Here is a 24,640-nt window from a genome sequence, read left to right as displayed (position 1 = left end):
TATTCTATTGAGCAGTGCTAGATAGAATATCTTTAAATTCTAATAGCTAACAACTTAATCAAATAAGAGTTTATTTATGCTGTGATAGTATCATGGGTTCCATAAATAAATTACTCGAGATGTCTTATTTAACTTATGCGTACCTAAAGTCAGGTTCACGAGTTAACAGAGATGATTAGCTAGTAAAAACAATGCTCTATAGTGAGGAGGAAAATAAATGGTTCATGAACCTTAATATCTGACTTAGACTGTGTACCACAATTCTCATTTATTATAGAGTGTATATGAAAGTAGATAAGTATTCGAAGACTTGAGTCTACTTATCAAGAATTTTTCGATGATCACCCAAAAGATAGAGTGATATTTTGCCAGTTCAATAGCTTTGATAAACTTTCGTAGGTGCGCGTGATAAGAGCTCTGATATTATTATTTAAGGTAGAATGAACCTCACCGGGATTGTCGGAGACTCAACTTCTGAGAGATTACGACAATTAAAAGACAAACCTACACTCCTGAGATTAAAGAACGCACCGTTCACATGCTAATTGAAGCAGCGAGCGACTATCCCTGTGCGATTCACTATAAATACTCCAAAACAATGATACAGAGTTAATTACAAATAATAGAAATAAATTTATGAAGTATAAGAGAGTAAAATAAATATTGATGCAAACTAGGGTGTGTTGACAATTACCGTCAGAAGAAGTTCTCGATTAAGTGACGCCACTTGTACATTTCTTTATCGAAATCTCGTTGCTTTAAACGAGAGCGTTTAGGGGTATGACCGCTTTGCTACCACGCTCTTCTAAGTCTAGCAGTAGCCAATCCGTGTCAAAGGCTCTATCAGCAAGCAATGCACCAAACTCTTTGTCTTTAATTAAAGGTTTAACGCCAGCCATGTCATGCTGTTGTCCTTTCAATAAAGTAAAATCAACAAGGTTGCCTAATGCATCAACCATTGCCATGATTTTAGTGGTCATACCGCCTCTTGATTTGCCAATTGCCTGATGACAAGCCCCCTTTTGCGCCTTGTCCATGACGATGTACCTTAACAATAGTGCCATCAATCATGGCATACTCTAAATCTGAGTCATTCAGAGCATTAAATAGCTTGCTGAATCTATCGCTTTTTACCCATCGACGGTAGCGCTTATAAACACTGTTCCAGTTACCAAATTCAGGGGGTAAGTCTCGCCACGGACTACCTGTTCGGACAATCCATAGAACAGCTTCGATAAATAGTCGATTATTTACCGCTGTTCTACCAACATCGGTCTCTTTACCTGCACAATACGGTGCTATCTTTGCCCACTGGGCATCACTTAGTGTTAATCTAGTCATAACACTATGATTATCAATTATTCTATATATGTCAACACACCCTAATAAATTAAAAATAGCAAATAGGTCTTAGTGATGGTAACAACATCAGAAATTATTACTACAAAGTTTTAGGCAGATATATTGATTGATCAGCTTGGATACCCATCCAGTCTTCTGTTACTCCTGCTATATAGAACACTAAAGGTAGATTGGGAAAATTTAAGCAGGTTTTATGCCATTCTCTATAGTCAATCGAAGAGGGGAGTTGCTACGTTTTGAGGGTGACTATGCCACTCGCCTAAATACTGTATTCTACCTTTACTTTGTTTATGTAACTCATCTAGATAAGCTTGATGACCTTCAGTATTCCTTATGTACGCTGTTGGTTTTCTAATATCAGTGTTATAAGGTAACGTTATATCTGTGATATTCAGATATTGTTCTTTTCCCTTAAAACCTTTTCGCTCACCAAGTAAGATACCACAAGCTTCCGCCTGACTCAGAAAACCCTTTTGTCTCCATTGATCTATTTTTTCAAGTACCGAAGGCTGCATCAAAACAGCATTTACGGGAGAAGTACTAGAAAATTCCCAAGAATTATTAAACATATGGAACCAAATCAGTTTGTAACTATCCCCTAAAATAACACAGCTCAAACGTAGAATTTCTTATAAAATACCCATAAGGAGTTTTGATATGAGCAAACGAATGACTGAGACCCAAATAGTATCCATTTTAAAAGAAGCAGAAGCTGGAATACCTGCTAAAGAGCTGTGCCGTAAATACGGGATTGCTAGCTCGACTTTCTATAAATGGCGCTCCAAGTACGGTGGTATGGAAGCTTCTGATGTTAAGCGATTAAAAGAGCTTGAAGAAGAAAACCGTAGGCTCAAACAGATGTATGCTGATTTAAGCCTCAAAGCGCAAATGCAGGAAGAGATCATAAAAGCTATAGCGCCTGTACCCGAGCGCAAAGTCTGGGCGCAAGAATTACAGGCGCAGTATGATGTCAGCATTGCAGTGAGTTGTCAGGTGGTCTGCATGAGTCGAACCGCTTACTACTATAAGCCTAAGCTATTTGATGATAGTGAGATTGTTGATGTCTTAAATGAGCTTACTGACAAGCACAATCGCTGGGGCTTTCCAAAGTGCTTTAAACGTATACGTAAGCTTGGCTATTCATGGAATCATAAGCGCGTACATCGAGTTTATACAGCGTTAAACTTAAACCTACGCCGCAAGTCTAAAAACGCTTACCAACACGTAACCCTCAGCCGCTAAGTGTGCCAAATGCATTGGGGCATACATGGTCAATGGACTTCATGAGCGACAGACTACACAACAATATTCGCTTTCGAACCTTTAATGTGATTGATGATTATAACCGTGAGGGTATTAGGCATTGATATTGGTACCAGTATTCCCTCACTCCGAGTGATTCGCTACCTTGATCAGCTGGCTGAGTGGCATGGTTATCCTAAGCAAATTCGTGTGGATAACGGCGGTGAGTTTACATCCAGGGTATTCACTGATTGGGCATCAGCTCATGGCATCTATATTGATTATATCGAGCCTGGCTGTCCTTATCAGAACGCTTATATTGAACGGTTTAATCGCAGTTATCGCAATGAGGGTTTTAGATTGCTACCTTTTCAACAATTTAAACGAGGTCAATATGCTGACTGAAGACTGGATCAAGGTTTATAACAACGAAAGACCCCATGATTCACTTAATGATATGACACCTGCTGAGTACAGGCAGGTGGCTTAATAATTCTACGATGATGTTGTGTTAAGAATGGGGTATTTACAAGTTAATTTTACATATATGGCATTCAAGAGAAGGAGCGTAATCTTTACTTTCTATTTTCTCCCCATCCATTTCTCAGTATAACGAGTTCGATATCTTGGACTAACATCTCCTTGTAGCCAGTCCAAAATCATATCAATTGTTAAAGCAGCAGCTGACATACTTGCTGATACAGCAAAGGTGTAAAATCGGCACATGCCATGAAAGACCTTGCAGCAGTCATACCTTTTAGGGCGTCATATTCTTCACGTATCGAATTACCACTTTTATTTATACAGGACCGACAGGCATAATTTGTATCTTTATCATTATACAAAGCTTGAACACACTCTCCATTGCCTCTAATCCAACTATGAATCAATGGGGGTGTCTTGCCGTCTGAATCAAAGAAAAACTTATTGATTGTTTCAGATGCTTCTATTTTGGCAGTAGCATCGATAATAAGATCATAGTTTGAAATATTTTTAAAATACTCCTATTACAAGCGTTGATATTATGTACCTCGATATTTAGGTCAGGTATCTGCTGAGCTATTTCTTGCTTTAACGCGCTAGCTTTCATTCTATGAAGATACGCTTTACCAAGTGCATGTCTACCAATATTCTCCTCTTGGAAGATGTCGCTGTCTATCAACGTGAGTTTTCCACCACTCGCACCAGCGCCCAGGCGTGCTAAAGATAATCCTAAATAACCACCAATCGCTCCCGCATCCCTAGTAGGGCAATATTCTTACCTATTAAGTTTGGTTGTTCCAAATTGTCAAGGTTCCTCGTAAATAAAAAAATTGGGAGTAAGGTTTACAGCACTGCTAAAAACTACTTTAGAATTAGAGAGTAGCTTGGAATGGTTTGCTAATTTTAAGTGCTTACTAGCGCTACCAGATACTAACTCTTTTAGATTTTCTAGCTCTATGCACAATGACAGTAATTGTTTATCGACGACAAGACACACTGGAAAATATAATGTTGTCTCTCTATGTCGCTCAATATTGGATGCAATTTCACTGACTATCAGTCTAAAGGCTACATGACTCCACTGTTTGAGCCATAGTAAGAAATACTTGAGTGGTATACCTTTGCTACTTTTCACATCAATAAATACAGAAGGCATAGAAGGTATTTTAGCAAGTTGTTTACTAGGAATATGAATAATTAACGTATTTGCTTCTATATGCCCGTCTTTAACTATCCAAGGAACAAGATGCCACCCTTGCTTCAAGTCATAAATTACAGGCAACAAAAGATCGTGGATCGACTGTACAGCTGCATCGTTAGATTTAATTAAATTACTAGAATGGTAACTTGCTATACTTTGCCATATCGGGGTCAACTCTCTTAGAAACTCATCAGACCTATGACGCTTGTTCTTAATAAGCGCTTCTATAATAATTTTAGTTTTATCTAGAACCCAGCCTAAAACTCCTAAAGGGTCTGAAATTTTAAGCTCATAAGCATCATGTAAACTATAGCAAACTGAATAATACCAATCGCCTTTATACTCGCGTTTATCAATGAGAAAAATGAGCAAGGGGTAAAAGGTTTTGAATATAATCAGGAAGAGGAGCTTTAACATACACGTTTGGCAAACTAACGAAGTCCCAATCTTCTACCTGAATCAGTATTTGAAAGTTTGTATTATCCTTAGTTTCAAAAGAAGTAAACCAACCATCATACATTGATTTATCACGACTATTAGCCGATGATGGTCGCCTACCTTTTGTGTATCTCCAATTACAAAAATTGTCATTTATACCAGAGATTATATCGTACAAAGACATCTGTTTTTGCAATGCTCTACCCACCGATTTGAGGCTTTATTGATGCAGACTCAGCAGCAACCTGTACAGGTGCATTGTCAACAACGGTTGCGACTGAAGCCTTGGTATCGACATTAATCGTTACTAAATCAGGTCTGTTAGATGGTATTCTCTCACCAAACAAGCTTTCTAATATGTTGAGGCAGGTATTCTCATTTTGGGATTTATGAAGAACTCTATCAAAGCCACTACAAAGCTCTGATGCCAGCTCAGCATTCTCTTCTCGTTGTTCATTATTTGCTCTATTAAAGTCTTCTGTAGAATGTCCTTCAATATACTTGCATTTTATATCGTTTTTAAGTGCATGTTCTAAATTCAAAAGTATTTCAAAAAGCGCTCTATCATCTCTTTGCTGCAAATGCTGATAGTGTTCAGTAGCAATTATCATCAATGAAACAGAGCTAGGAGCCTTTTGATATTGATTATAATCACGCCATGACTTTAAATACCTAATGACTGCACGAAGTTGTTGTCCAGTATTGGGATATTTTTCACATTCTGCTAAAAACCATTCACGTACCTTTTCACAGTCTGAAACGAGCCATTCATCTTCATCTCGTTGTATTAGACTTACGTTTTTTATTTTTGAACGCTTCTTAATATTCTTTGCATTAGCCTTACTAGAATCTTCAGTGATCATAGAATCATAAGAGGGAGAGTAAGATAAGTTGGCAGATAAAGTTGTACCACTAAATGTACTTTCATTAAAGAATAATGATAAGTTATTAGGATCTACATCCTCTGAAAAATCAAAGCTTCTGCTTTCTTGGATACTATCGTAAGAAGCCTCTTCTTTACTAACTGTTGAAGAGTCTTGCTTAACGCTAGCATCTGTTAAATCATCAAACATCTCGTTTGGTAGAGCATACAACGGAATATCAAAATGTGCTTTGGGTTGACCTTGAGGCATAAAGCCTCTAATTCGAATGCAATTTTTATGTTCTTTATCCAATTCCCAACCATTATCATTACATAGTATATCCAGACATTCTTCTACAGTTTCAAAGAGCTTATTAGCCACTTCAGCGCTTTGACCTTCTAAAAACATGACTCTGGTAGATAACAACCGTAATCAAAATCCATTTCTTGCTCAGGGAGTGCTGGGGCATTACATACACCATACGCCCAGGAACCTTGGAGTCTAAATTTTGGTCTGACACCATATACTTTTTCAACTTGTATTTCTATAACAGCCTTAATCTGATCTTTGCAGTCTTTGAACACTTGGAACTGCTCGCCTTTAGGTAAAAGCTTCTTGAAAAAACCATCAGTATCGTTTTTGAAAACACTATGTAAGTTGTTTGTTTTAAGGTTATCACTCATTTGAATCCTCAGTATTTGGTTGTATGGCTGTGTTGTGAAGTTCGACTGGTTTCAAGAAAATTGTTTTTATAAGTTCTTTACCAAGAGCTTCTTTTGAATTTTGCATAGCTGTTGATAACAGTACTTCTTTAGCAGCAGCATCCGCTCTATCTAGTGATACATAGTTGGCAGCTTCGTTTGTTAAATTTTCGTCAATACTTAAGTACCTTTCTTTTAGCAGATGCTGGGTAATAAATGTCATCATTTGCTGTTGTGTGGACAAGGTGAGTTCGATAATATTTTTCGGTGCATTGCTCAAATTTTTACCATGTGCCCAGTCTAACATTCCACCTAATTTGTTTGTTTTGGGGTTTGCTGAAATACGTGAAGATAGGGTGCCAACATTAAGAAGTAGAATATTCTCTTGCTTAGCATTTAGGAAATACTGCGCTTCGTGAATTGCTAACATGCTTGAATTATTGGCAAACAGTCCACCGTCTACATATTGAGTATTGTCGAATACGTACTTAGGAAAGTATATGGGAGCAGCTGAAGTAGCCAATGCCACATCAACAATTAAATGATGCTTATCACGCTTGAATGTATGATGATGGGGAGTTTTAAATACTACTGGCTTACCTACAGAAAAGTTGATGGCTGGTATAATAACGTTATGTTTAAGACTGCCTAGTGACCCCTGCCGTCAAATCCGTACACATAAACTTGGGAGATTTTAATTACGCAGCCTGACGATAATAATCAAACCACACCTGTCTTGGCGATTGATAGCCCAAACCCTTTTGAATCCTCGTCTGATTGTAGTACAGCTCGATATAACTGATAATATCATTGATGGCTGTGAACCTTGTTTTATAGTCTTGATGATATACTAATTCATTCTTTAATACGCCCCAGAAGCTTTCTATCGGAGCGTTATCGAAACAGTTGCCTTTGCCGCTCATTGAGCCTATAAATTGATGCTGCTTAATGGTCTTGTGGTAGGCGTGACTGCAATACTGGCTGCCTCTGTCAGAGTGAACGATTAGCCCTTTGTTTGGACGTTTATTCTTGATGGCCATATTTAGTGCTTTGCAAACTAAATCTGCGGTCATACGCTTGTTAATAGCGTAACCGACCAGCTCTTTGGTGTATAAGTCTTTGACCCCTGCTAAGTACAGCCAACCCTCATTCGTCCAGATATAGGTGATGTCGCTGACCCACGACTCGTTAGGGCGCTTAGCATCAAACTTCTGATCCAGTACGTTTGGATAGACCAGCTTGTTGTGATTGGAGTCGGTGGTGACTTTAAAGCGCTTATGACTACGACATTTAATGCCGTGTTGCTCTTTGATGCTTCTTATCATATACAGGCTAATGTTATGGCCTTGCTCGCTTAGATGAGCATGCAGTCGATCTGCGCCATAACGTTCTTTCGTTTCATTGTGAGCCGCTTTAACCAGTAATTCAGATTGGTTGCGATGTATCTGTTGGTCGCTGAGATCACGACTTAGCCAGTCGTAATAGCTTGATGGCTTAACCCTTAACACACGGCACATAGTGATGATGCGAAAGAGGAACTGGTTGTCTTTGATAAAGGCGTACCTGACTAACTGTTTCTCGCGAAGTACGCCGTCGCCTTTTTAGAATTTCGCGCTCCTCTTCGGCTACTTTAAGCTGCCGCTTGAGCTGCTTTATTTCTTGAAGAGCACTCATAAGATCAGGATCATATTGTTCTGTGCCAATAAGCTTGCCTTGATTGGCTTTGTTCTGCCAGTTCGATAACGTTTGCATCGCTATGCCAAGTTGCTTGGCTGTGGCTGAAACATTACCGTTATTGTCTGCTATCTTCTTAACGGCTTCTGCTTTAAATTCGTCACTGTAGGTTCTTACTTTCTTGGTCATGGTAAACTCCGATTAATACGCTTAGTTTACCAAGTTTACCTCTACGGTTTCTTCAGCATAGCTCATAGCTTGTCTTCCTTAAACATTATCTCTAGCTGCTCTTTCAACACATCAATGCTATAAGTAGAACGTTTTATCGAAAATAGATTAGCCTTTCTTTTCTTAAAAATCTTATCACCATGTTGTTCAAAAGCTTAACCACATCTGACATGGGTATTTCAGCAGCAACTGCAAGAGCTAGGATTCCACCTATAGAAGTACCGGCGATTAAGTTAAAAAATCTACCTATAGGATAACCATACTCGTTTTCCAGCTCTTCTAGAACTTTAGCGGTGTACAAACCTCGAAAACCTCCACCAGTTAAAGTTAGTATTCGAAATGAATCATCATGGACCATACGTAATCTCCTTATAATTTATATATATTGGTTTATCTTTTAAATTTTCAAGGTATTACCAACAATATTTCGCTACATAATGAACCGCCCCGGTATTGTCGGAGACTCAACATTCTGAGAGAATACAACGATGAAAACACGACACTACACCCCCGAGATTAAAGACCGCGCCGTTCGCATGCTGATTGAAGCATTAAGCGACTATCCTTCCACCTGGTCAGCTATTCAAGCAATTGCACCTAAGATTGGCTGTACGCCTGAAACCCTGCGGTCATGGCATAAAAAGCACATAGATCAAACTATTCCTGCCTCAGTACAAGCTCAAAGTGACAAAGAGCGTATCAAAGAGCTTGAACGAGAGAACAAAGAGCTCAAGCAAGCCAATGAGATTATACGTAAGGCTGCTGGTCTTGAAGCCCAGGCGGAGAAGGGCCGTCCACCCAGATAATGGTTCAGTTTATTGATGACTATAGAGGTAGTTATGGGGTCGAGCTGATTTGTAGAGTACTACCGATTGCCCCATCAACCTACTACCGTGCTAAAGACTTAGAGGACCGCCCTGAGAAGCGCTCATTACGCAGTCAGCATGATGACTATTATCTCAGAGAGATTAAACGTATTTGGCAAGACAGTAAATGCCGTTACGGTGTTCGTAAAGTCTGGCAGCAGATGAAGGCTGATGGCGTAAAGGTTGCTCGTTGCACCGTCGAGCGTTTAATGAAGCAGTATGGTATGCAAGGCATCTGGCGCGGTAAGGGTAAGATTACCACCAACAGCCGTGACGACCAAAAGCGTGCTGACGACTTGGTCAATCGTAACTTTAATGCCCATCGTCCTAATCAGCTTTGGGTTGCAGATTTTACCTATATCAAGACACTGAGTGGCTGGGTTTATACTGCTTTTATTATTGATGTGTTCGCTCGTGCCATTGTGGGCTGGAAAGTATCCAATCGCATGAACACCGATATGGTGATGGCCGCGCTCAATCAAGTGGTAGCAGATAGGAATAATCCCAAAGATGTGATTCATCACAGTGATCGAGGGGTTCAGTATTTATCCATTCGCTACACAGATAAGATGGCTGACTGCGGTGTGATTGCCTCTGTTGGCACTACGGGTGATTCTTATGACAACGCACTGGCTGAAACGGTCAATGGGCTGTACAAGTCTGAGGTGATTCATTATTTGAAAGAGAGCTGGTCTAGTGTGAACGATGTTGAACTGGCAACCCTTGAATGGGTCGATTGGTTTAACAAAACACGACTGCATAGCACGATTGGATATGTGTCGCCCTTTGAGTTTGAAAAGCGGTATTATGATAATTTAATCCTGTCAGGCATTGCTGCCTGACTAAAGTAAATCAGCCTCCGATAAAGTCGGGGCGGTTCAAGGTCAATCAAACTTTGGGTGTCTATTTGGGCAATAGTAAGGCTTATGGACCCAGGTCCTGGGGCTCTGATTTGCAGCTTGATGTTTTGTATGACGGAGGGTGAGGACAGATGAGTTGCTTGAGGTTCAAGGCGGATTGGGATAAAGCAGGAGTTTGGATCAGCAGGACTGTTTATGGCAGCAGGTAATATGCCAGTTTCAGTCTTGTTGCGGTGATGCTGACGTTTCCAGTTATGGAGAAGGTTCTGGTTGATGCCATGGTCTCGAGCGATACTGGCAATTGATCGCCCTGAACCTTCAGCTTCTTGTACTAAAAGTTCTTTAAACTCAGCACTGTAAGTTCTACGTTTGGGTTTGTTAGGTGGTTGTGTTGTCATGTTAGTGTCCACGATTATTAATCGTGGACACTATCTCGCATTTTAAGTGAGGAAAAGATGGGATGGTCGGATGCTTACGTTAGATTCACTCTATTAGTAAACAAATTTAATGTTACGTTGTAGATGTCACTAAATTATCAATAGAGATGTTAAGAAAGTGTGAAGATGCAACTATTTAGATCTATTAAAATTTCTATGTATGAGTTTAAAAGATCAAAGTTATACAAAGTCCTCGATTATCATGTAAGTTTAAAATCTCAGAATTAGAGTCCTTCATAAAGACATCGATACCTGCCTGCTCACAGATTGATTTAACAATAGAGAGCCCAAGTCCTGTACCTTCTATTTCCTGTGATTGCTTACTTGCGCTATCTGATCTTGAAGCGCTTATACTATTGTTAAGTTTACTGTCGCTAAATTGATCAGCTGCACTAATCACTTGATTAAGCCGTATAAAGGGTTCAAAAGCTTTCTCATAATCACTAGGGTCAATGCCTGCGCCTGAATCTATGATCTGTAATACTAATTTGTTATCTAGCGTCTTGGATATATCATTTAATTTCCCAGATTGAATCACATGTGAGCCAAAATTATATTGAGCATTTAAAGCCGATTTATCCAAACTGCCTGAGTTTTGCTCAAGTTGATAGAGTTTAACCATGACTTGACCATTATCTAGCGTATAAATAATAGCGTTTTGAATCAGGTTTTTTATGAGCATTAATAATGATGTCTCATCTATCTTTACTTTGCTACTTGACTGTAAGTCGACAGTTAGTTCGATGTTCTTATTATCAGCAATAGGAATGAGTAACCCTATGACTTGTTCGATAATAGATTTAACATTGGTTGCTGTTGTCTCGGTACCAAGCTCGGTATTGATATTACCAGCACGAGCGAGCGTTAATAATTGCTCAACCAAACTTTGATTACGCCTCAAGCGAATAGCCAGTTTATCGAGGCCTTCCGACATAACGTTATCATTACTAATACGCTGTAATCGTTGTAATTGTAGTGAGATGGCAGTCAGCGGCGAGCGCAGTTCATGGGCAGCATCAGCGATAAAGCGTTGCTGACGTTCAATACTAATTTTGACTATAGCCAATAATCTATTTAACGATTCGGCTAGTGGCAGCAATTCAGAGGGCAGTCTACCAATCGATAAAGGACTTAGGTCATTCTCATTACGTGCGCTTATCTCATGATGCAATTGACGCACAGGTTTCATCATGCGCCACATGATAAAAGGCAGTAAAAGCAGTAATAATGCTATACCGATAATAAGGGGTAAAAAAGACTGTAAGGCACTAGCTTTGGCTAAATCATCCTGTAAATCTGTCTGTTGGCGCAAAATTAGAGCCACTTCTTCATCAGTATCTAAAGACTCAATCTTGACATCATTTCTATAGGTTCGCCAAGAATGACCGTCAATGTTTTGATCGCTTATCCCTTGTGGAACGCTATTTACTAATGCCAACGGTATAGGTTCTGAGTAATCATGCTCATCATCGCTTTGAACGTTCTGATAATCTTCTACCCCGTTATTGAGTGAGGGCGGAGAGTATGACTATATCAACGGTGATCGCACCATCATCGTCATCGGTATCAAAGTGAATGTTGCTGCGGGCATGCTCGTCACTGTATGAATAAGCAGCATTATTATTTAAACCACTAATATTAAGCGACTGCTCTAATAAGGCAGCAGTATTTTTTAAGTTATCATCCTGAAAGTCATTTATCTCGTTATAGCTGTACCAAAATCCATAACCACCAGCCACTATTGCCAGTAGTAATAATGACACAACAGACCAAAAGATAAGTTGGAACTGTAATGAGTTAAAGGGCTTACGAAATTTAGGCATTGCTGATATACCATCCAAGGCCACGAACATTTTTGATTCTATCTTGTCCGACCTTTTGCGTAAACTATGAATCAAAAACTCAATGGCGTTACTTTCAACTTCGCCGCCCCAGCCATATAACGAATCCTCAAGCTCATTTTTTGGACATGACTTTTTCAGGCGATAGCATAAAGGTAGTGAGAAGCATGTACTCCTTTGCGGTTAAATCGATAGGGCTACCATCCATCATGACCCGTTTGTGCGCGGTATCTAAACTTAAATTGCCAACCGTCACTTGATTATCAGCCTTGCCTTGGGCACGGCGAATAAGTGTAACTATCCCCTAAAATAACACAGCTCAAACGTAGAATTTCTTATAAAATACCCATAAGGAGTTTTGATATGAGCAAACGAATGACTGAGACCCAAATAGTATCCATTTTAAAAGAAGCAGAAGCTGGAATACCTGCTAAAGAGCTGTGCCGTAAATACGGGATTGCTAGCTCGACTTTCTATAAATGGCGCTCCAAGTACGGTGGTATGGAAGCTTCTGATGTTAAGCGATTAAAAGAGCTTGAAGAAGAAAACCGTAGGCTCAAACAGATGTATGCTGATTTAAGCCTCAAAGCGCAAATGCAGGAAGAGATCATAAAAAGCTATAGCGCCTGTACCCGAGCGCAAAGTCTGGGCGCAAGAATTACAGGCGCAGTATGATGTCAGCATTGCAGTGAGTTGTCAGGTGGTCTGCATGAGTCGAACCGCTTACTACTATAAGCCTAAGCTATTTGATGATAGTGAGATTGTTGATGTCTTAAATGAGCTTACTGACAAGCACAATCGCTGGGGCTTTCCAAAGTGCTTTAAACGTATACGTAAGCTTGGCTATTCATGGAATCATAAGCGCGTACATCGAGTTTATACAGCGTTAAACTTAAACCTACGCCGCAAGTCTAAAAACGCTTACCAACACGTAACCCTCAGCCGCTAAGTGTGCCAAATGCATTGGGGCATACATGGTCAATGGACTTCATGAGCGACAGACTACACAACAATATTCGCTTTCGAACCTTTAATGTGATTGATGATTATAACCGTGAGGGTATTAGGCATTGATATTGGTACCAGTATTCCCTCACTCCGAGTGATTCGCTACCTTGATCAGCTGGCTGAGTGGCATGGTTATCCTAAGCAAATTCGTGTGGATAACGGCAGTGAGTTTACATCCAGGGTATTCACTGATTGGGCATCAGCTCATGGCATCTATATTGATTATATCGAGCCTGGCTGTCCTTATCAGAACGCTTATATTGAACGGTTTAATCGCAGTTATCGCAATGAGGTTTTAGATTGCTACCTTTTCAACAATTTAAACGAGGTCAATATGCTGACTGAAGACTGGATCAAGGTTTATAACAACGAAAGACCCCATGATTCACTTAATGATATGACACCTGCTGAGTACAGGCAGGTGGCTTAATAATTCTACGATGATGTTGTGTTAAGAATGGGGTATTTACATAAGTACTCTCATGCGTGCAAAGACTTCTCCTAACTCAAAAGGCTTGACGACATAATCATCAGCCCCTGAGTCTAAGCCTGCAATTCTATCTTTTAATTGATCACGCGCGGTGAGTATCAACACTGGTGTTTCAATCTTGGCATCGCGAATAGCAGTCAACACGCCCATGCCATCAACTTCTGGAAGACCTAAGTCTAATAAGATGATGTCATAAGGTTGCACCCTTAATGTCAGTATGGCTTGACGACCGTCTTTGACCCAATCAACCGTATAAGCCTCATCTTGCAAGGCTTCGCTCAGACTCTCGCCAATCATCAAGTCATCTTCGACTACCAATACGCGCATGGGATATCCTTATTATGTGACTAGTAGGATTAAAAAATATTTATCTATAGTGACACTTTTTATAGCGTCCTCAAACTAAAAAGCTCTAATCGATACTAGTGTACAGAGTAGAGCCGTTGTTAAGCTATATTCAACCAAGTTTTAAAATATTAATCATCATCTAACTGACTGCTGACAACCTGACCATTCATGCTATCGATTATCAGTTTATTTATGTCCATCCCTTTAGCTATTTCAATCTCATAAGCGGGTATACCGTTATCAAAATCAAACTCTGCTTCAGTAATTTTGCCACCAACACTTTGCGTTGCTTTTTGCATGGCTTGGGTTAGGGTTATTTGGGCTTGCCTCATAGCGTTATATTCTGCTAAGTCGTCTTGATCTATTTTTTCCTGCTTAGATTTTAGAACTTTGCCGCTACTGGCGTCAATTTTTACTTCATGCTCCACTCCATCATTGATAAGCTTGATTTCATACTCGCCACTTGCCATATAATCGTTTTGGTCAAACTCAGCGCTAATTAAGTCTCCTTTGACTGTTTTTTTGTGCAATAGCGACGGCTTGCTCTAGACTGATTTTACTCTGTGCTATCGCGACTGCGTCACTCGTCTTTGCGCCTGAAATAGCAGGTATTTGACCTGAGGCAACAGCGAGAGTACCAATACCTAGAACGCTAAGAGCAATAAGTAGGGATTTGCTTAGGGTTGATAGTTTTTCATCGTGTTTACTCCGTATTTAAGGTTCATGTCTGACGACTCATTATCAAAGTTGTCAGAAGTGTCGATATGAGTCCATCATACAAAACAAGACATAGAAGAAGCTTAGCGTAGAATAAGCGTTCAGTTAGCTACTCATATTTTTGGGCTATAATGCTGTTGCTCTTTCGATAATCCTTATACAGAGTAATATTTTATTACTTAGATTAACACACCAAGTGCAACGCTAATTAATATTATAGAACGCCTGCATAGGCGTTTTAAACCCTAATCGTTTTCTTGGTCTGTTGTTTAGTTTGTTCTCAATGTCCTGTATTTCATTATCAGAGACTTGTCTAAAGTCACAACCCTTAGGCAAGTACTCTCTGATAAGGCCATTGGTATTCTCGTTGGTTCCTCGCTGCCATGACGCATAAGCATCGGCAAAGAAGAAAGGGCTAAAGAGCTTTTGTTTCACCTTCTTATGCTGAGCAAACTCTTTACCATTGTCAGAGGTAATGGTCTTAACCTGCAACCTCACTGGCGCTAAGAGTTCTATCATTGCCTCTGATACTTGCTGTGCTGTTTTATGACCCACACGCTTCATCTTCAGCAGCCCCGTTTTACGTTCAACGAGCGTGACAATCGCTTGCTTGTGATGCTGACCGATAACGGTATCCGCTTCCCAATCTCCAATACGTGAGCGTTCTTCAACAATACAAGGGCGCTCATGAATCGAGACTCTGTCATTGATACGGCCTCGAGTCTCAGCGGTTAGACGCTGCCGGTATGGTTTTCCTTTACGTCTGAGACACTGCCACAATGTACCGCCCTGCCTCTTATCACGCCAAATATAGCGATAAATGCTCATATGACTGATACCAGCATGAACGCCAGATATTTGCTCAGGACTCCAGTTCTCTTTAAGCTTGTCTGTCACCCATGCCCAGAGGTCAGTCACAATAGTTGTGGCGTTGTTAGCCCGTCTGTCACAAGCCTTGTTATTAGCATGCTTTGCTCGGTAACCTCGTAGGCTTTTATTACGCCTAAGCTCTCTTGATATGGTACTGGGACTTCTGTTTAACACCCTCGCTATAAAATTAATACTATGTTTTGCCCCTTTAAGGGCATAAATCTGGTATCGTTCACCTAGGCTTAGATGTGTATAGCTCATGGTTGCAATCTCACTTTGGTCGGTGGATAAAAACTTTGATGCTAGCGCATCTAGGTCTTTTTTCACCTTGCATTTGGTATTGCACTTCATGTGTTAATCTAAGCTTCTAAATACTTTAATAAAATCTTTAGCTACATCCCAACCTTGAACATAAACACCTATTTCATGGTAAATCTCTACAAGGTTATTAGGGGCACTTGCAGACAGCCAATTTAAGCTAGTAATCAGCAAGTCATTATTATCCCAAGCTAATACCTTGGCATGACTATTGGAATGATGCGCACCCAATTGAGATAGAGAGTCGGCAGACTTCAGATCATCATGCATCTCAACAATTTCTGAATGATCGATATAACTTGATTTCTTAGAGTAATAATAATATTTTTTAGCTTCCGACTTTTTTAAAGCATCAAATATAGGCCTTATAGGTGAGGTGTTTATAAAGTCACTTATAATATATATCTTGTTTTTGCTTGAGCGGCTAAGTCAATATAACTATGATGCTGGTGCTTTAGCACTAATCGCAGCTCCAGCTTTTCATTGTTAGGAATATCAACGTCATTTGGCGTATCAGCTATATTGCTTGAAAGCCCCCGAAACTCCTTACGCACTTTGCTGTCAAAAGTGCTTTTTCCACAGCAAATATTAGCAGCGATCTCTAAAAAATATTTAGTAAATTGATCATTGCAAACAATGACCTCTGCTGTCAACAACGGAGAAAAACACTTGGTAGATTTCATCAGGCAGCCTGACGGTAAAAGTCTTGGAATACTTGAGCAGGCGACTTAAATCCTAACCCTTTTGTATCCGTTGACGGTTGTAAAAAATCTCAATATATCTTGTAACATCAGCGATGGCTTGCTGACGAGTTTCATAGACCTTGTGGTAAATCAGCTCATTTTTTAGCTGACCCCAGAAACTCTCAATCGGGGCATTATCGTAGCAATTGCCTTTTCGGCTCATAGAGCCAGCTAAGCCATGCTTTTGAATGATTTGGCGGTACTGATAACTGCAATATTGGCTACCCCTATCAGAATGCACGATAAGCCCTTTAGCGGGTCGTTTATACTTGATGGCATTGTTTAACGCTTGGCATACTAAATCAGAGGTCATGCGTTTATTTAGGGCATAGCCCACGATTTCTTTGCTATACAAGTCTTTGACCGCTGCTAGATATAACCAGCCTTCATTGGTCCAGATATACGTTATATCGCTGACCCAGGCAATATTGGGTGCTACCACGTCAAATTGCTGTTCTAGCAAGTTTGGATAAACAGGCTTGTTGTGATTTGAGTCAGTAGTCGTTTTAAATCGCTTGTGACGCTTGCAGTAAATACTATGTTCTTGCTTAATTTGTCGCACCATGTAAAGGCTGATGTCATGTCCTTGGTTAGTTAAATGCTGATGTAAGCGTTCATGACCGTAGCTTTCTTTGGTATCCATGTGAGCGGATTTGACCAGTAATTCACAGCGGTTGTGGTGCTGTTTTCGCTTGCTGATGCCTCGCTTTAGCCAGTCATAGTAGCCTGATAGGCTGACTTCAAATAGGGTCGCCATACGTTGTATGCAGTATTTTAATCGATTCTCTTGCATAAAGGCGTACTTGGCTACTGGTTCTTGGCAAAGTACGCCGTTGCCTTTTTAGAATTTCTCGTTCTTCTTGAGCGATTTTTAGTTGTTTTTTAAGGTCTTTGATTTCATCCAAGGCGGCTATGAGTTCAGGGTTATAGTTTTGTGTGCCTGCAAGTACGCCGCTTTCTGCTTTCCTGTGCCAGTTCGCTAGTGTGTTCATGGGTATCCCTAGCTCCTTAGCCGTTTGACTGATGTTGCCGTTATTTTCTTTGATTTTGGCGATGGCTTCGGCTTTGAAGGTGTCGCTGTATTCTACTCTTTTCTTACTCATGGTAAACTCCTGTTTAGATTACAAGTTTACCAAATATTTTTGTCCGTTTTTTCAGCATACATCATTATATGCGCTGCTTGAAAAAGTGGATGGTATTGATCAAGATATTATCACATGGAAACAACAGGAGTTACTTTCTCAGGAGGTGTATCGCTTTGGGTATAACATTACTAGTAATAAACTCACATCACTGATCGAAGTGCTGGATGAGACGAGTAGTGATTTGACAGTATATAATTAAATATCAAAGGTAAGTCTTATGAAGCATGATACTGAAAAATATAGAAACGTTTTTGAAAAGATGTCTTCTGAGAAAATAGAAGAGATAAATCGTTTGAATGATGAAGAACATCAAAGGCAAGCGCAGGCTTTTAAGGTTGGTTATAAAAGGATATTTGCTATCTATGTAATAAGCCCTTCAAAACTATCAGCAAAGATGATCCATGTCTACATTGGTTACTACGACAATGCAAGTTTAAGAAAAAGACTTCCCAAAAATCTACGAAAAATACGGCTATGGGAGTATCGCTGCATTTATTAGATGGTGCGCAAATCAAGAGCGTTTAATTTCGAATATTAATGATCTTGAAGAAGAAAGGTCAGATAGGAAGATTCTGTCATATACAGTTAAGTGGAAAAACATTGAATGGACGTTTGACTGTTCTAAGAATGATTTTGAAGGACACATAGGAACCTCAATTGACTACCCTCATTATCATTTTCAAATGAGAATTGATGGTAGGCAATTCATCAACTTCAACGAATTTCATGTCCCATTCACTGATCAAGATCTATTCGTATTAAAAAAATACTATGGAACAAAGCGACTGGTTTAAACATGATTTTGGGGCCATTGGCTCAGGCATGCAAGATGCTGTAAGTGTCGATTTTGACGATATACTTGAGCATACGTGTCGTTCAGATAATGAAGAGGAAGCTACTTATCATTTTTCGACGATGATAGATGCAAGAGATAACCCAATTTCTGGTGAAGAGATATATCAAATACAGCTGGAAGCTGAGCGAACAGGTAAATCTTTTGCTTTTTAGCACAAAAAAAAATTAAAGGATCGTGTAAAACTAAATACTATTATTAGTCCTGCCGACTCAATTCCCAATATTGCCTGTAGAACAGAGCATAAGCGAAGATGAAAAAATCTAGAAAGCCCATGTGTTCGGAGTTATTTGAGGGATGTTTACATAGACTCATGATGAAAAACTAGTCACCGTAAAATATCGGTGTGTTAATTTAGAAGTACGGCTAAATAACTTTAGTTTACTAAGGATTTAAATGGAAATTAAGCATTAAGCAAATTAGCGAACCCTATGCGACTCTATGGAGAGGCTCATATGAGGTTCCACAAATTAAAATTAGTTGATGGTGAGGAAGCTATCAACAATTTGGATTGCGCTTTCGAGGCAAAGCTAGAAGCATTTCATAGTTTATACGATGTTACACAAGACGGTTTTGATTATTTTTCTCATGGAGATACAGCACTATTAATCCTGCTAAGAAATGCGGTTCATCATCGAAACCATTTATTATTTAAAAGTTGGAATCAAGACATCGGACTAAATAATGGGTATAAAAAATAGAGCCCATCCCAGATTCTGTGTAACTGCCATTTAGATTAAATGCTTGCTAATGCGGTCATCAAACATAATCATAAAGCGATTCAGGGCAGACGTCCAGTTACGGATCGGCATCGACCACTTTTGGATGCCTGCTGGGTTGCTAAGTACACCACTTTGAATGCTGCCTGATCAGACGGGAAGACCTTACGCTTATTCACCGCTGTCCGAATCACACTGTTTAGCGACTCTATCGCATTGGTGGTATAGATCACTCTTCTGATGTCTTTAGGATAACCAAAGAACACCGTTAAGCCCTCCCAGTTATTGCGCCAAGACTTGATGACATGCGGGTACTCTTTGCCCCATACTTCATCAAAGTGCTCAAGGTTGGCCGTAAGCATCCGACCATCCCATCTTTTCCTCACTTAAAATGCGAGATAGTGTCCACGATTAATAATCGTGGACACTAACATGACAACACAACCACCTAACAAACCCAAACGTAGAACTTACAGTGCTGAGTTTAAAGAACTTTTGAACCGCCCCGAGATTGTCGGAGACTCAACGCTCCAAGAGAATACGACAATGAAAACACGAAACTATACCCCTGAAATGAAAGAGCGCGCCGTCCGTATGCTAATTGAAGCTAAAGACGACTACCCATCCACCTGGTCAGCCATCAAAGCCATAGCACCAAAGATAGGTTGCACGCCTGAGACCCTACGATCATGGCATAAAAAGCACATTGATAAAACCATTCCTGCAAAGATTCAAGCTCAAAGCCAAGCCGAGCATATCAAAGAGCTTGAACGTGAGAACAGAGAGTTAAAGCAAGCCAATGAAATTATAAAGAAAGCTGCTGCTTTTTTCGCCCAGGCGGAGCTCGACCGCAAACCCAAGTAATGGTTGATTTTATAGATGACCACAAACCACAATATAGAGTCGAGCCAATCTGTAGAGTACTACCGATTGCCCCATCCACATACTATCGTGCCAAAGAGCTAGAATTCAGTCCTGAAAAGCGTTCACAGCGTAGTCAGCATGACGATTTCTATCTTAATGAGATTAAACGTATCTGGCAGGACAGCAAATGCCGTTATGGTGCTCGTAAAGTCTGGAAACAGTTGAAAGCAGAGGGTATACATCCTGCACGCTGCACTGTAGAGCGGTTAATGCGGCAGCATGGCATGCAGGGTGTTTGGCGAGGTAAAGGTAAGATAACGACTAAGTCTCGTGACGATCAAAAGCGTGCTGATGATTTGGTTAATCGTAACTTTAATGCCTATCGCCCTAACCAGCTATGGGTTGCTGACTTTACTTACGTTAAAACATTGAGTGGTTGGGTCTATACTGCCTTTATCATTGATGTGTTTGCTCGCGCTATCGTTGGTTGGAAAGTATCAAATCGTATGAACACTGATATGGTGATGGCAGCACTAAACCAAGCCATTGCAGACAGAAACCATCCTAAAGATGTGATTCATCATAGTGATCGCGGCGTTCAGTACTTATCCATTCGCTATACTGATAAGATGGCTGATTCTGGCGTCATTGCATCTGTTGGTACAACGGGTGATTCATACGATAATGCGTTGGCTGAAACGGTTAACGGGCTTTATAAAACAGAGGTGATTGAATATTTAAAACAGCAGTGGCGGGATGCGTGTGATGTTGAATTAGCAACCCTAGAATGGGTCGATTGGTTTAACAAAACTCGCATTCATAGTACGATTAGTTATGTGTCGCCTTTTGAGTTTGAGAGACGATACTATGATAGTCTTTGTGAGTCAGACAAAGCTGCCTGACTCAAGCAATCCACTCTCCGATATAGTCGGGGCGGTTCAGAGTGGACGTTTATGAGTCTTGCATTGCTAGTTCTACTTGCTATATCAGTCAAATAGACGTAATCGATTACATTAAGCTTGGAAAAAATTAAGACTGTGAAGGTTCAAGATTGGTGATTTGAATATTCATACACTTTATCTGAGTATGACAAGTCACTATAACTTTTTAAATTAGACTGACTTTTGAATTCAGATATTAAGTAGGGTGCAAGTAAATCATCCAGCTCAAGATTAGTTTTTAATTTTACTTGATTAATAATTTCTATAAGAGTGACAGTGTTCTGATTAAGCTCATCCTCAAGTTCAGTTATTCTCTCTTTTAATCCTTTATTAGTGTCAAGAAGAGCCTGACGTGTTTTTTTGTTGACGTATAGCTGCTCTTCTTTTCATTCAAATTCAATGGTAAAAGCTGTTCTGTGGTATATCTTTGGATTAATGCTTTGCGTTCTGGCGTACTAAGCGTACTCAGACCGCCTTTAATATGTCCTTTGGCAATAAGTCTCTTATGTAGTGCAGTATTTGAAATAGGAGCCTTCTCAATGCCTTCTTGTACCATATCCTTAAGCTCATTCTCAAGAGCTTCGTTTAACTCATTGCCTCTTAGCATTTGCCTTCTTCCTGATTATTAGCTTTAATCTTTTCATATTCCAGTGAAAACAGCTCAGCAAGTGCCCTAGGCTGAGAAAGCTCAGTATCTATTGCTTTATATATATTTACTGGAATTTTATTACTGTAGCTAACCATGATTTTTTTGTTCAAAACGCTCAAGGTTTTGAACTTGCTCTTTATCCTTAGCGTAAATTCAGAATTATCAGCTAAGTTTTTGGCTTGCTCAATTAGTCTGTTTTTAGTGAGCTTTAAATTTTCAAGCTCGCCCATACGTCCTGTTACCGTAAAATTAACACAGGACACCCCTGATTGGCAGGATAATCGCTTGGGACAACCGTGAGCCGCTATATTGCGCATACATGAGCCAAAGGGTAGGGGGTGTAAGTAGGCATGGGTATCTATAAGTTCTTTCGCTTTGTCTGGCTCTGTAGGAGCTATTTCATTAAAAGCTTTAGCAATATCTTCGAAGTAACCATCACCCATAGATTGCTCAATAAAATTCGATATTTCAATAGTACTATCAAACGTATGTAGATTATTTTTCAAGTTGTTTTCTAGGTCTTTATCGTTGCTAAAGAGCATCAAACCATATTCTAAGATGTCATCAATTGGGCTTTTTGCATTATTCTCTGCAGGTTGCACAGGTTCTGAAACTGCCATTAACTCCTTAGATGTTTGAAATTGACTATTGCTACTAGCTAAACTGGCATTTTGGCTGATTTGCTTAATACTCAAGTGTTGGTAGTGTTTGTTTTGCTCAATATCAACCCGACCCATTAACATTGCTTGCAAGTGGTCTGAGATCTCAGCAATAGCTAAAAAGGTGTTAATATTATGGCGTGGAATATGGCTCGATATTTTAGAGGTTTGATTATCGCTATCTTTAAGGCCGTACTTTTCAAATACTGATTTATTTCTACCTGTACCTAAAAAATTATTTATGACACGGTTCTCTAGTATCGTAATATTTGCTTTATTGATTATACCCTGGGATAAGGTGGTGCTACCATATTGAACTATAAACAACAGATTCTCATAGGGAATATTGACTATACGACCCTCAAACTCAAATTTTTGTTTATAGGTTCTTCGGTAGCATAATTTGCTGTTGATTTAATAAATTTACTTAAAGTTTTTTTACTATAAAACTTTAGCTCACCTGTTCCATCATTAATTGTCTTATCAGGTTTTACTTGAGCATGTTTGAATACATTTAATATTGCATCTCTTCGACCACCACGACCTCTTGTTCTTTTCTTGAGATAAATAAATGATCGATTAAGTCATCTAGCTCGATTAAATCATCAGGAATTTCATCAATACCCTTAGGAAGAAGGTCTTTTAAATTTTTCTGCCTCAAATAAACTAGGTGCTCTCGATATCTTTCGGTAATTTTTAACGTATCTTGTATAATGCTTTTAACCAGCGTAGTAGAAGAAGGCTCAACCCAGTGAATTCTCTCTCCAGCTCCTTTTGCACCATAATATTGTATCCCAAGCATATATTGCACTTTATCATTAACACTTATAGGCTTATTAGTTTGCAGGTCTAATATAGGCTTTTCAATTAAACAGTCTTTCTTCAGCATTATTATTTCAGTCGAACGGAATCCTGTCACGATAGATAAAAATAGTGAGTTTAGAAGTATTCTTTCACCTTCACTCTGACAAAAATTTTTGAGCGAAGCAATGTTTATAAATGTCTGAATCGAGATTAATTTTTCTGTGTTTATTTCATTTTCATCAATATTTTTATATTCAAAAGCTCTTTGGTTATTTTTGCTTTTGGTGTTCTGTTCTGTTTACCAAAATATTTTAAATCAACTTCGAACTCTAGCTTCTTAGAAGTGAATCCATATTTATTAGACCTCTTGCAAAAGTCATAGTCTAAGCTCGGAATTAATGATACCAGCAAACAGCTTCATTCTAAGATCATAGCGCTGACGACGGTTGCGATATTTATGAGCCACGATTTTGAACAACTTGATTAAGCCTATTTTGTGCTCAACCACAATACGGAACTTTGCCAGATAGTGATTGGCCTGTTTGCATATCTCCAATAACTGACCACCACGAGGTTTCTTAAATGGTGTGAAGGTTTGCTTATGTAGATTTGCTATACCCTGATAACCACTGTCTGCTAGATAGTTAGTATTCTCAGGCAACCAATCAGGACAAGTATCTTTATACAGCTTAAAATCGTGGATTGACCCTTTGCAGGTTTGTACATCAAGTATCAACCCTGTTTGCCAATGAACGATAACCTGCGCTTTTAAGGTGTGTTGTTTTTCTTACCGCTATAGTAGTCGCTTTGGTTTTTTTGGACGCTCAATAGGGGTTTCGGTGGCATCGACAATGACGACTGACCAATTGGTATCCTCATCGACACGACTAGGCAGCTTTTAGGCAATTCAAACTTGCCAGAGTCAATCAGGATGTCTTCTACTTTACGAATGATACGGCTAGCAGAAGACTCATGAATACCAAAGTCCATACTGATATGATAAAGCGTGCGGTATTCACGCCAATAAGTCAGGGCTAATAGTATTTGTGCTTTAAGACTGAGCACACTTGGTCTGCCTGATTTGGTCTTAGATGCTTCATGCTCTTGCATGGCCTCAAGCATGTCATAAAAGGTGGCTTTATGAATGCCAGTGTAGCGTTTAAAACCAGCGTCACTTTGTTTGAGTAGCTTATTTATGTTTGGCATGGTTCCTAAAAAGTTATGAGTGTCTTCCTATTTTAATTCCCTTTGCTACTTTTGCAAGAGGTCTAATGTATAGTATTCTGTATATTTAGATTCATCTACGGCTAAATCTA

At 39.5% G+C, this 24,640-nt stretch carries 26 protein-coding genes, 6 pseudogenes and 2 other annotated features; of the genes and pseudogenes, 7 read left to right on the top strand and 25 right to left on the bottom strand.

The window, feature by feature from the left end:
• Positions 1 to 699: 699 nt before the first annotated feature.
• Both PKHYL_RS08395 and PKHYL_RS08390 read right to left on the bottom strand, forming a co-directional pair.
• Positions 700 to 1,341, bottom strand: a pseudogene (locus PKHYL_RS08395) (IS5 family transposase); the annotation flags it as partial.
• A 230-nt stretch (positions 1,342 to 1,571) separates the two neighbouring features.
• Positions 1,572 to 1,979 carry a Mov34/MPN/PAD-1 family protein gene (locus tag PKHYL_RS08390; protein ID WP_240366461.1) on the bottom strand — a complete coding sequence of 136 codons (408 nt, stop codon included), beginning with the start codon at positions 1,977 to 1,979 and terminating at the stop codon, positions 1,572 to 1,574.
• A 40-nt stretch (positions 1,980 to 2,019) separates the two neighbouring features.
• On the opposite strand from PKHYL_RS08390, the pseudogene PKHYL_RS08385 reads away from it, so the two are divergent.
• Positions 2,020 to 3,094, top strand: a pseudogene (locus tag PKHYL_RS08385) (IS3 family transposase).
• A gap of 456 nt (positions 3,095 to 3,550) precedes the next feature.
• Here the strand turns inward: PKHYL_RS08385 and PKHYL_RS18765 are convergent.
• From PKHYL_RS18765 to PKHYL_RS08355, 7 genes are all read right to left on the bottom strand, one after another.
• Positions 3,551 to 3,799: a ThiF family adenylyltransferase gene (locus tag PKHYL_RS18765; RefSeq protein ID WP_442966151.1), complete on the bottom strand. Its 249-nt coding sequence runs from the start codon at positions 3,797 to 3,799 to the stop codon at positions 3,551 to 3,553.
• A 93-nt stretch (positions 3,800 to 3,892) separates the two neighbouring features.
• On the bottom strand, positions 3,893 to 4,705 hold the full coding sequence (locus PKHYL_RS08380; RefSeq protein WP_240366460.1) for a hypothetical protein: 813 nt from the start codon (positions 4,703 to 4,705) through the stop codon (positions 3,893 to 3,895).
• A gap of 221 nt (positions 4,706 to 4,926) precedes the next feature.
• Positions 4,927 to 5,997: a CBASS cGAMP synthase gene (locus PKHYL_RS08375; RefSeq protein WP_240366459.1), complete on the bottom strand. Its 1,071-nt coding sequence runs from the start codon at positions 5,995 to 5,997 to the stop codon at positions 4,927 to 4,929.
• Complete coding sequence (locus tag PKHYL_RS08370; protein ID WP_240366458.1) at positions 5,988 to 6,272, bottom strand: cyclic GMP-AMP synthase DncV-like nucleotidyltransferase; 285 nt, start codon at positions 6,270 to 6,272, stop codon at positions 5,988 to 5,990. The genes PKHYL_RS08375 and PKHYL_RS08370 overlap by 10 nt, the downstream gene beginning before the upstream one ends.
• Entirely contained in the window at positions 6,265 to 6,906 is a 642-nt protein-coding gene (locus PKHYL_RS08365) for a CBASS cGAMP-activated phospholipase (RefSeq protein WP_269778317.1), read from the bottom strand. The genes PKHYL_RS08370 and PKHYL_RS08365 overlap by 8 nt, the downstream gene beginning before the upstream one ends.
• Positions 6,907 to 6,988: 82 nt before the next feature.
• Positions 6,989 to 8,153, bottom strand: a protein-coding gene (locus PKHYL_RS08360; RefSeq protein WP_240366456.1) for an IS3 family transposase whose coding sequence is annotated in 2 segments (ribosomal slippage) — positions 6,989 to 7,892 and positions 7,891 to 8,153 — 1,167 coding nt in all. Because the reading frame shifts where the segments join, the coding sequence is not laid out codon by codon here.
• A gap of 133 nt (positions 8,154 to 8,286) precedes the next feature.
• Positions 8,287 to 8,550: a patatin-like phospholipase family protein gene (locus tag PKHYL_RS08355; protein WP_240366455.1), complete on the bottom strand. Its 264-nt coding sequence runs from the start codon at positions 8,548 to 8,550 to the stop codon at positions 8,287 to 8,289.
• 130 nt (positions 8,551 to 8,680) lie between these two features.
• On the opposite strand from PKHYL_RS08355, the gene PKHYL_RS08350 reads away from it, so the two are divergent.
• A protein-coding gene (locus PKHYL_RS08350) for an IS3 family transposase (protein ID WP_093071339.1) occupies positions 8,681 to 9,900 on the top strand; the annotation gives its coding sequence in 2 pieces (ribosomal slippage) (positions 8,681 to 8,963 and positions 8,963 to 9,900; 1,221 coding nt in all).
• Positions 8,956 to 9,072: a sequence feature (AL1L pseudoknot), on the top strand. (Overlaps the previous gene by 117 nt.)
• On the opposite strand, the gene PKHYL_RS08345 is transcribed toward PKHYL_RS08350, so the two are convergent.
• The 4 genes from PKHYL_RS08345 to PKHYL_RS08330 all read right to left on the bottom strand — a co-directional run bounded on the left by PKHYL_RS08345 (position 9,864) and on the right by PKHYL_RS08330 (position 12,452).
• Positions 9,864 to 10,316: a transposase gene (locus PKHYL_RS08345; protein ID WP_093071340.1), complete on the bottom strand. Its 453-nt coding sequence runs from the start codon at positions 10,314 to 10,316 to the stop codon at positions 9,864 to 9,866. The two genes, PKHYL_RS08350 and PKHYL_RS08345, sit on opposite strands and share 37 nt — an antisense overlap.
• A 205-nt stretch (positions 10,317 to 10,521) precedes the next feature.
• Complete coding sequence (locus tag PKHYL_RS08340; RefSeq protein ID WP_240366454.1) at positions 10,522 to 11,793, bottom strand: sensor histidine kinase; 1,272 nt, start codon at positions 11,791 to 11,793, stop codon at positions 10,522 to 10,524.
• 64 nt (positions 11,794 to 11,857) lie between these two features.
• Positions 11,858 to 12,178 (bottom strand): hypothetical protein, encoded by a 321-nt coding sequence (locus tag PKHYL_RS08335; protein WP_240366453.1) that lies wholly within the window; start codon positions 12,176 to 12,178, stop codon positions 11,858 to 11,860.
• Between the two features lie 133 nt (positions 12,179 to 12,311).
• Positions 12,312 to 12,452: a hypothetical protein gene (locus PKHYL_RS08330; protein WP_240366452.1), complete on the bottom strand. Its 141-nt coding sequence runs from the start codon at positions 12,450 to 12,452 to the stop codon at positions 12,312 to 12,314.
• Positions 12,453 to 12,559: 107 nt separating this feature from the next.
• On the opposite strand from PKHYL_RS08330, the pseudogene PKHYL_RS08325 reads away from it, so the two are divergent.
• Positions 12,560 to 13,634: pseudogene (locus PKHYL_RS08325) on the top strand (IS3 family transposase).
• A 36-nt stretch (positions 13,635 to 13,670) separates the two neighbouring features.
• On the opposite strand, the gene PKHYL_RS08320 reads toward PKHYL_RS08325, so the two are convergent.
• The 6 genes and pseudogenes from PKHYL_RS08320 to PKHYL_RS08295 all read right to left on the bottom strand — a co-directional run bounded on the left by PKHYL_RS08320 (position 13,671) and on the right by PKHYL_RS08295 (position 17,793).
• Positions 13,671 to 14,021 carry a response regulator gene (locus tag PKHYL_RS08320; RefSeq protein WP_240366451.1) on the bottom strand — a complete coding sequence of 117 codons (351 nt, stop codon included), beginning with the start codon at positions 14,019 to 14,021 and terminating at the stop codon, positions 13,671 to 13,673.
• A gap of 149 nt (positions 14,022 to 14,170) precedes the next feature.
• The gene (locus PKHYL_RS08315; RefSeq protein WP_240366450.1) at positions 14,171 to 14,572 is read right to left on the bottom strand and encodes a PepSY domain-containing protein; all 402 of its coding nucleotides are present in this window, start codon (positions 14,570 to 14,572) and stop codon (positions 14,171 to 14,173) included.
• 391 nt (positions 14,573 to 14,963) lie between these two features.
• Complete coding sequence (locus PKHYL_RS08310; protein WP_025643743.1) at positions 14,964 to 15,890, bottom strand: IS30 family transposase; 927 nt, start codon at positions 15,888 to 15,890, stop codon at positions 14,964 to 14,966.
• Between the two features lie 93 nt (positions 15,891 to 15,983).
• Positions 15,984 to 16,217 (bottom strand): hypothetical protein, encoded by a 234-nt coding sequence (locus PKHYL_RS08305; RefSeq protein WP_240366449.1) that lies wholly within the window; start codon positions 16,215 to 16,217, stop codon positions 15,984 to 15,986.
• Positions 16,218 to 16,339: 122 nt separating this feature from the next.
• Entirely contained in the window at positions 16,340 to 16,630 is a 291-nt protein-coding gene (locus PKHYL_RS08300) for a hypothetical protein (RefSeq protein ID WP_240366448.1), read from the bottom strand.
• A pseudogene (locus tag PKHYL_RS08295) lies at positions 16,630 to 17,793 on the bottom strand (IS3 family transposase). Before PKHYL_RS08295 ends, PKHYL_RS08300 begins: the two are co-directional and overlap by 1 nt.
• A gap of 259 nt (positions 17,794 to 18,052) precedes the next feature.
• On the opposite strand from PKHYL_RS08295, the gene PKHYL_RS08290 reads away from it, so the two are divergent.
• The 3 genes from PKHYL_RS08290 to PKHYL_RS08280 all read left to right on the top strand — a co-directional run bounded on the left by PKHYL_RS08290 (position 18,053) and on the right by PKHYL_RS08280 (position 19,389).
• Complete coding sequence (locus PKHYL_RS08290) at positions 18,053 to 18,334, top strand: hypothetical protein (protein WP_240366447.1); 282 nt, start codon at positions 18,053 to 18,055, stop codon at positions 18,332 to 18,334.
• Between the two features lie 272 nt (positions 18,335 to 18,606).
• A complete protein-coding gene (locus tag PKHYL_RS08285; RefSeq protein ID WP_240366446.1) occupies positions 18,607 to 18,843 on the top strand; it encodes a hypothetical protein in 237 nt (78 codons plus the stop codon).
• A 300-nt stretch (positions 18,844 to 19,143) separates the two neighbouring features.
• A complete protein-coding gene (locus PKHYL_RS08280) occupies positions 19,144 to 19,389 on the top strand; it encodes a hypothetical protein (protein ID WP_201605693.1) in 246 nt (81 codons plus the stop codon).
• Positions 19,390 to 19,419: 30 nt separating this feature from the next.
• Here PKHYL_RS08280 and PKHYL_RS08275 read toward each other — a convergent pair.
• A pseudogene (locus tag PKHYL_RS08275) lies at positions 19,420 to 19,754 on the bottom strand (transposase); the annotation flags it as partial.
• 199 nt (positions 19,755 to 19,953) lie between these two features.
• Here PKHYL_RS08275 and PKHYL_RS08270 point away from each other — a divergent pair.
• A protein-coding gene (locus PKHYL_RS08270; RefSeq protein ID WP_240366511.1) for an IS3 family transposase occupies positions 19,954 to 21,173 on the top strand; the annotation gives its coding sequence in 2 pieces (ribosomal slippage) (positions 19,954 to 20,239 and positions 20,239 to 21,173; 1,221 coding nt in all).
• Positions 20,229 to 20,345, top strand: a sequence feature (AL1L pseudoknot). (Overlaps the previous gene by 117 nt.)
• A gap of 215 nt (positions 21,174 to 21,388) precedes the next feature.
• Here the strand turns inward: PKHYL_RS08270 and PKHYL_RS08265 are convergent.
• From PKHYL_RS08265 to PKHYL_RS08245, 5 genes and pseudogenes are all read right to left on the bottom strand, one after another.
• Positions 21,389 to 21,819: pseudogene (locus PKHYL_RS08265) on the bottom strand (hypothetical protein); the annotation flags it as partial.
• On the bottom strand, positions 21,813 to 22,847 hold the full coding sequence (locus PKHYL_RS08260) for a hypothetical protein (protein ID WP_240366445.1): 1,035 nt from the start codon (positions 22,845 to 22,847) through the stop codon (positions 21,813 to 21,815). The pseudogene PKHYL_RS08265 and the gene PKHYL_RS08260, both read right to left, overlap by 7 nt.
• A gap of 187 nt (positions 22,848 to 23,034) precedes the next feature.
• Positions 23,035 to 23,409 carry a hypothetical protein gene (locus PKHYL_RS08255; RefSeq protein ID WP_240366444.1) on the bottom strand — a complete coding sequence of 125 codons (375 nt, stop codon included), beginning with the start codon at positions 23,407 to 23,409 and terminating at the stop codon, positions 23,035 to 23,037.
• Between the two features lie 291 nt (positions 23,410 to 23,700).
• Positions 23,701 to 24,060 carry a transposase family protein gene (locus PKHYL_RS08250; RefSeq protein WP_071001768.1) on the bottom strand — a complete coding sequence of 120 codons (360 nt, stop codon included), beginning with the start codon at positions 24,058 to 24,060 and terminating at the stop codon, positions 23,701 to 23,703.
• A gap of 32 nt (positions 24,061 to 24,092) precedes the next feature.
• Positions 24,093 to 24,530: a helix-turn-helix domain-containing protein gene (locus PKHYL_RS08245; protein ID WP_240366443.1), complete on the bottom strand. Its 438-nt coding sequence runs from the start codon at positions 24,528 to 24,530 to the stop codon at positions 24,093 to 24,095.
• Between the last annotated feature and the right edge of the window lie 110 nt (positions 24,531 to 24,640).

It is taken from the genome of Psychrobacter sp. KH172YL61, assembly GCF_007182895.1.
GTDB lineage: Bacteria > Pseudomonadota > Gammaproteobacteria > Pseudomonadales > Moraxellaceae > Psychrobacter > Psychrobacter pacificensis.
Note: the sequence above shows the minus strand (reverse complement) of the source record. Positions and strands in the feature narration are given on the sequence as shown.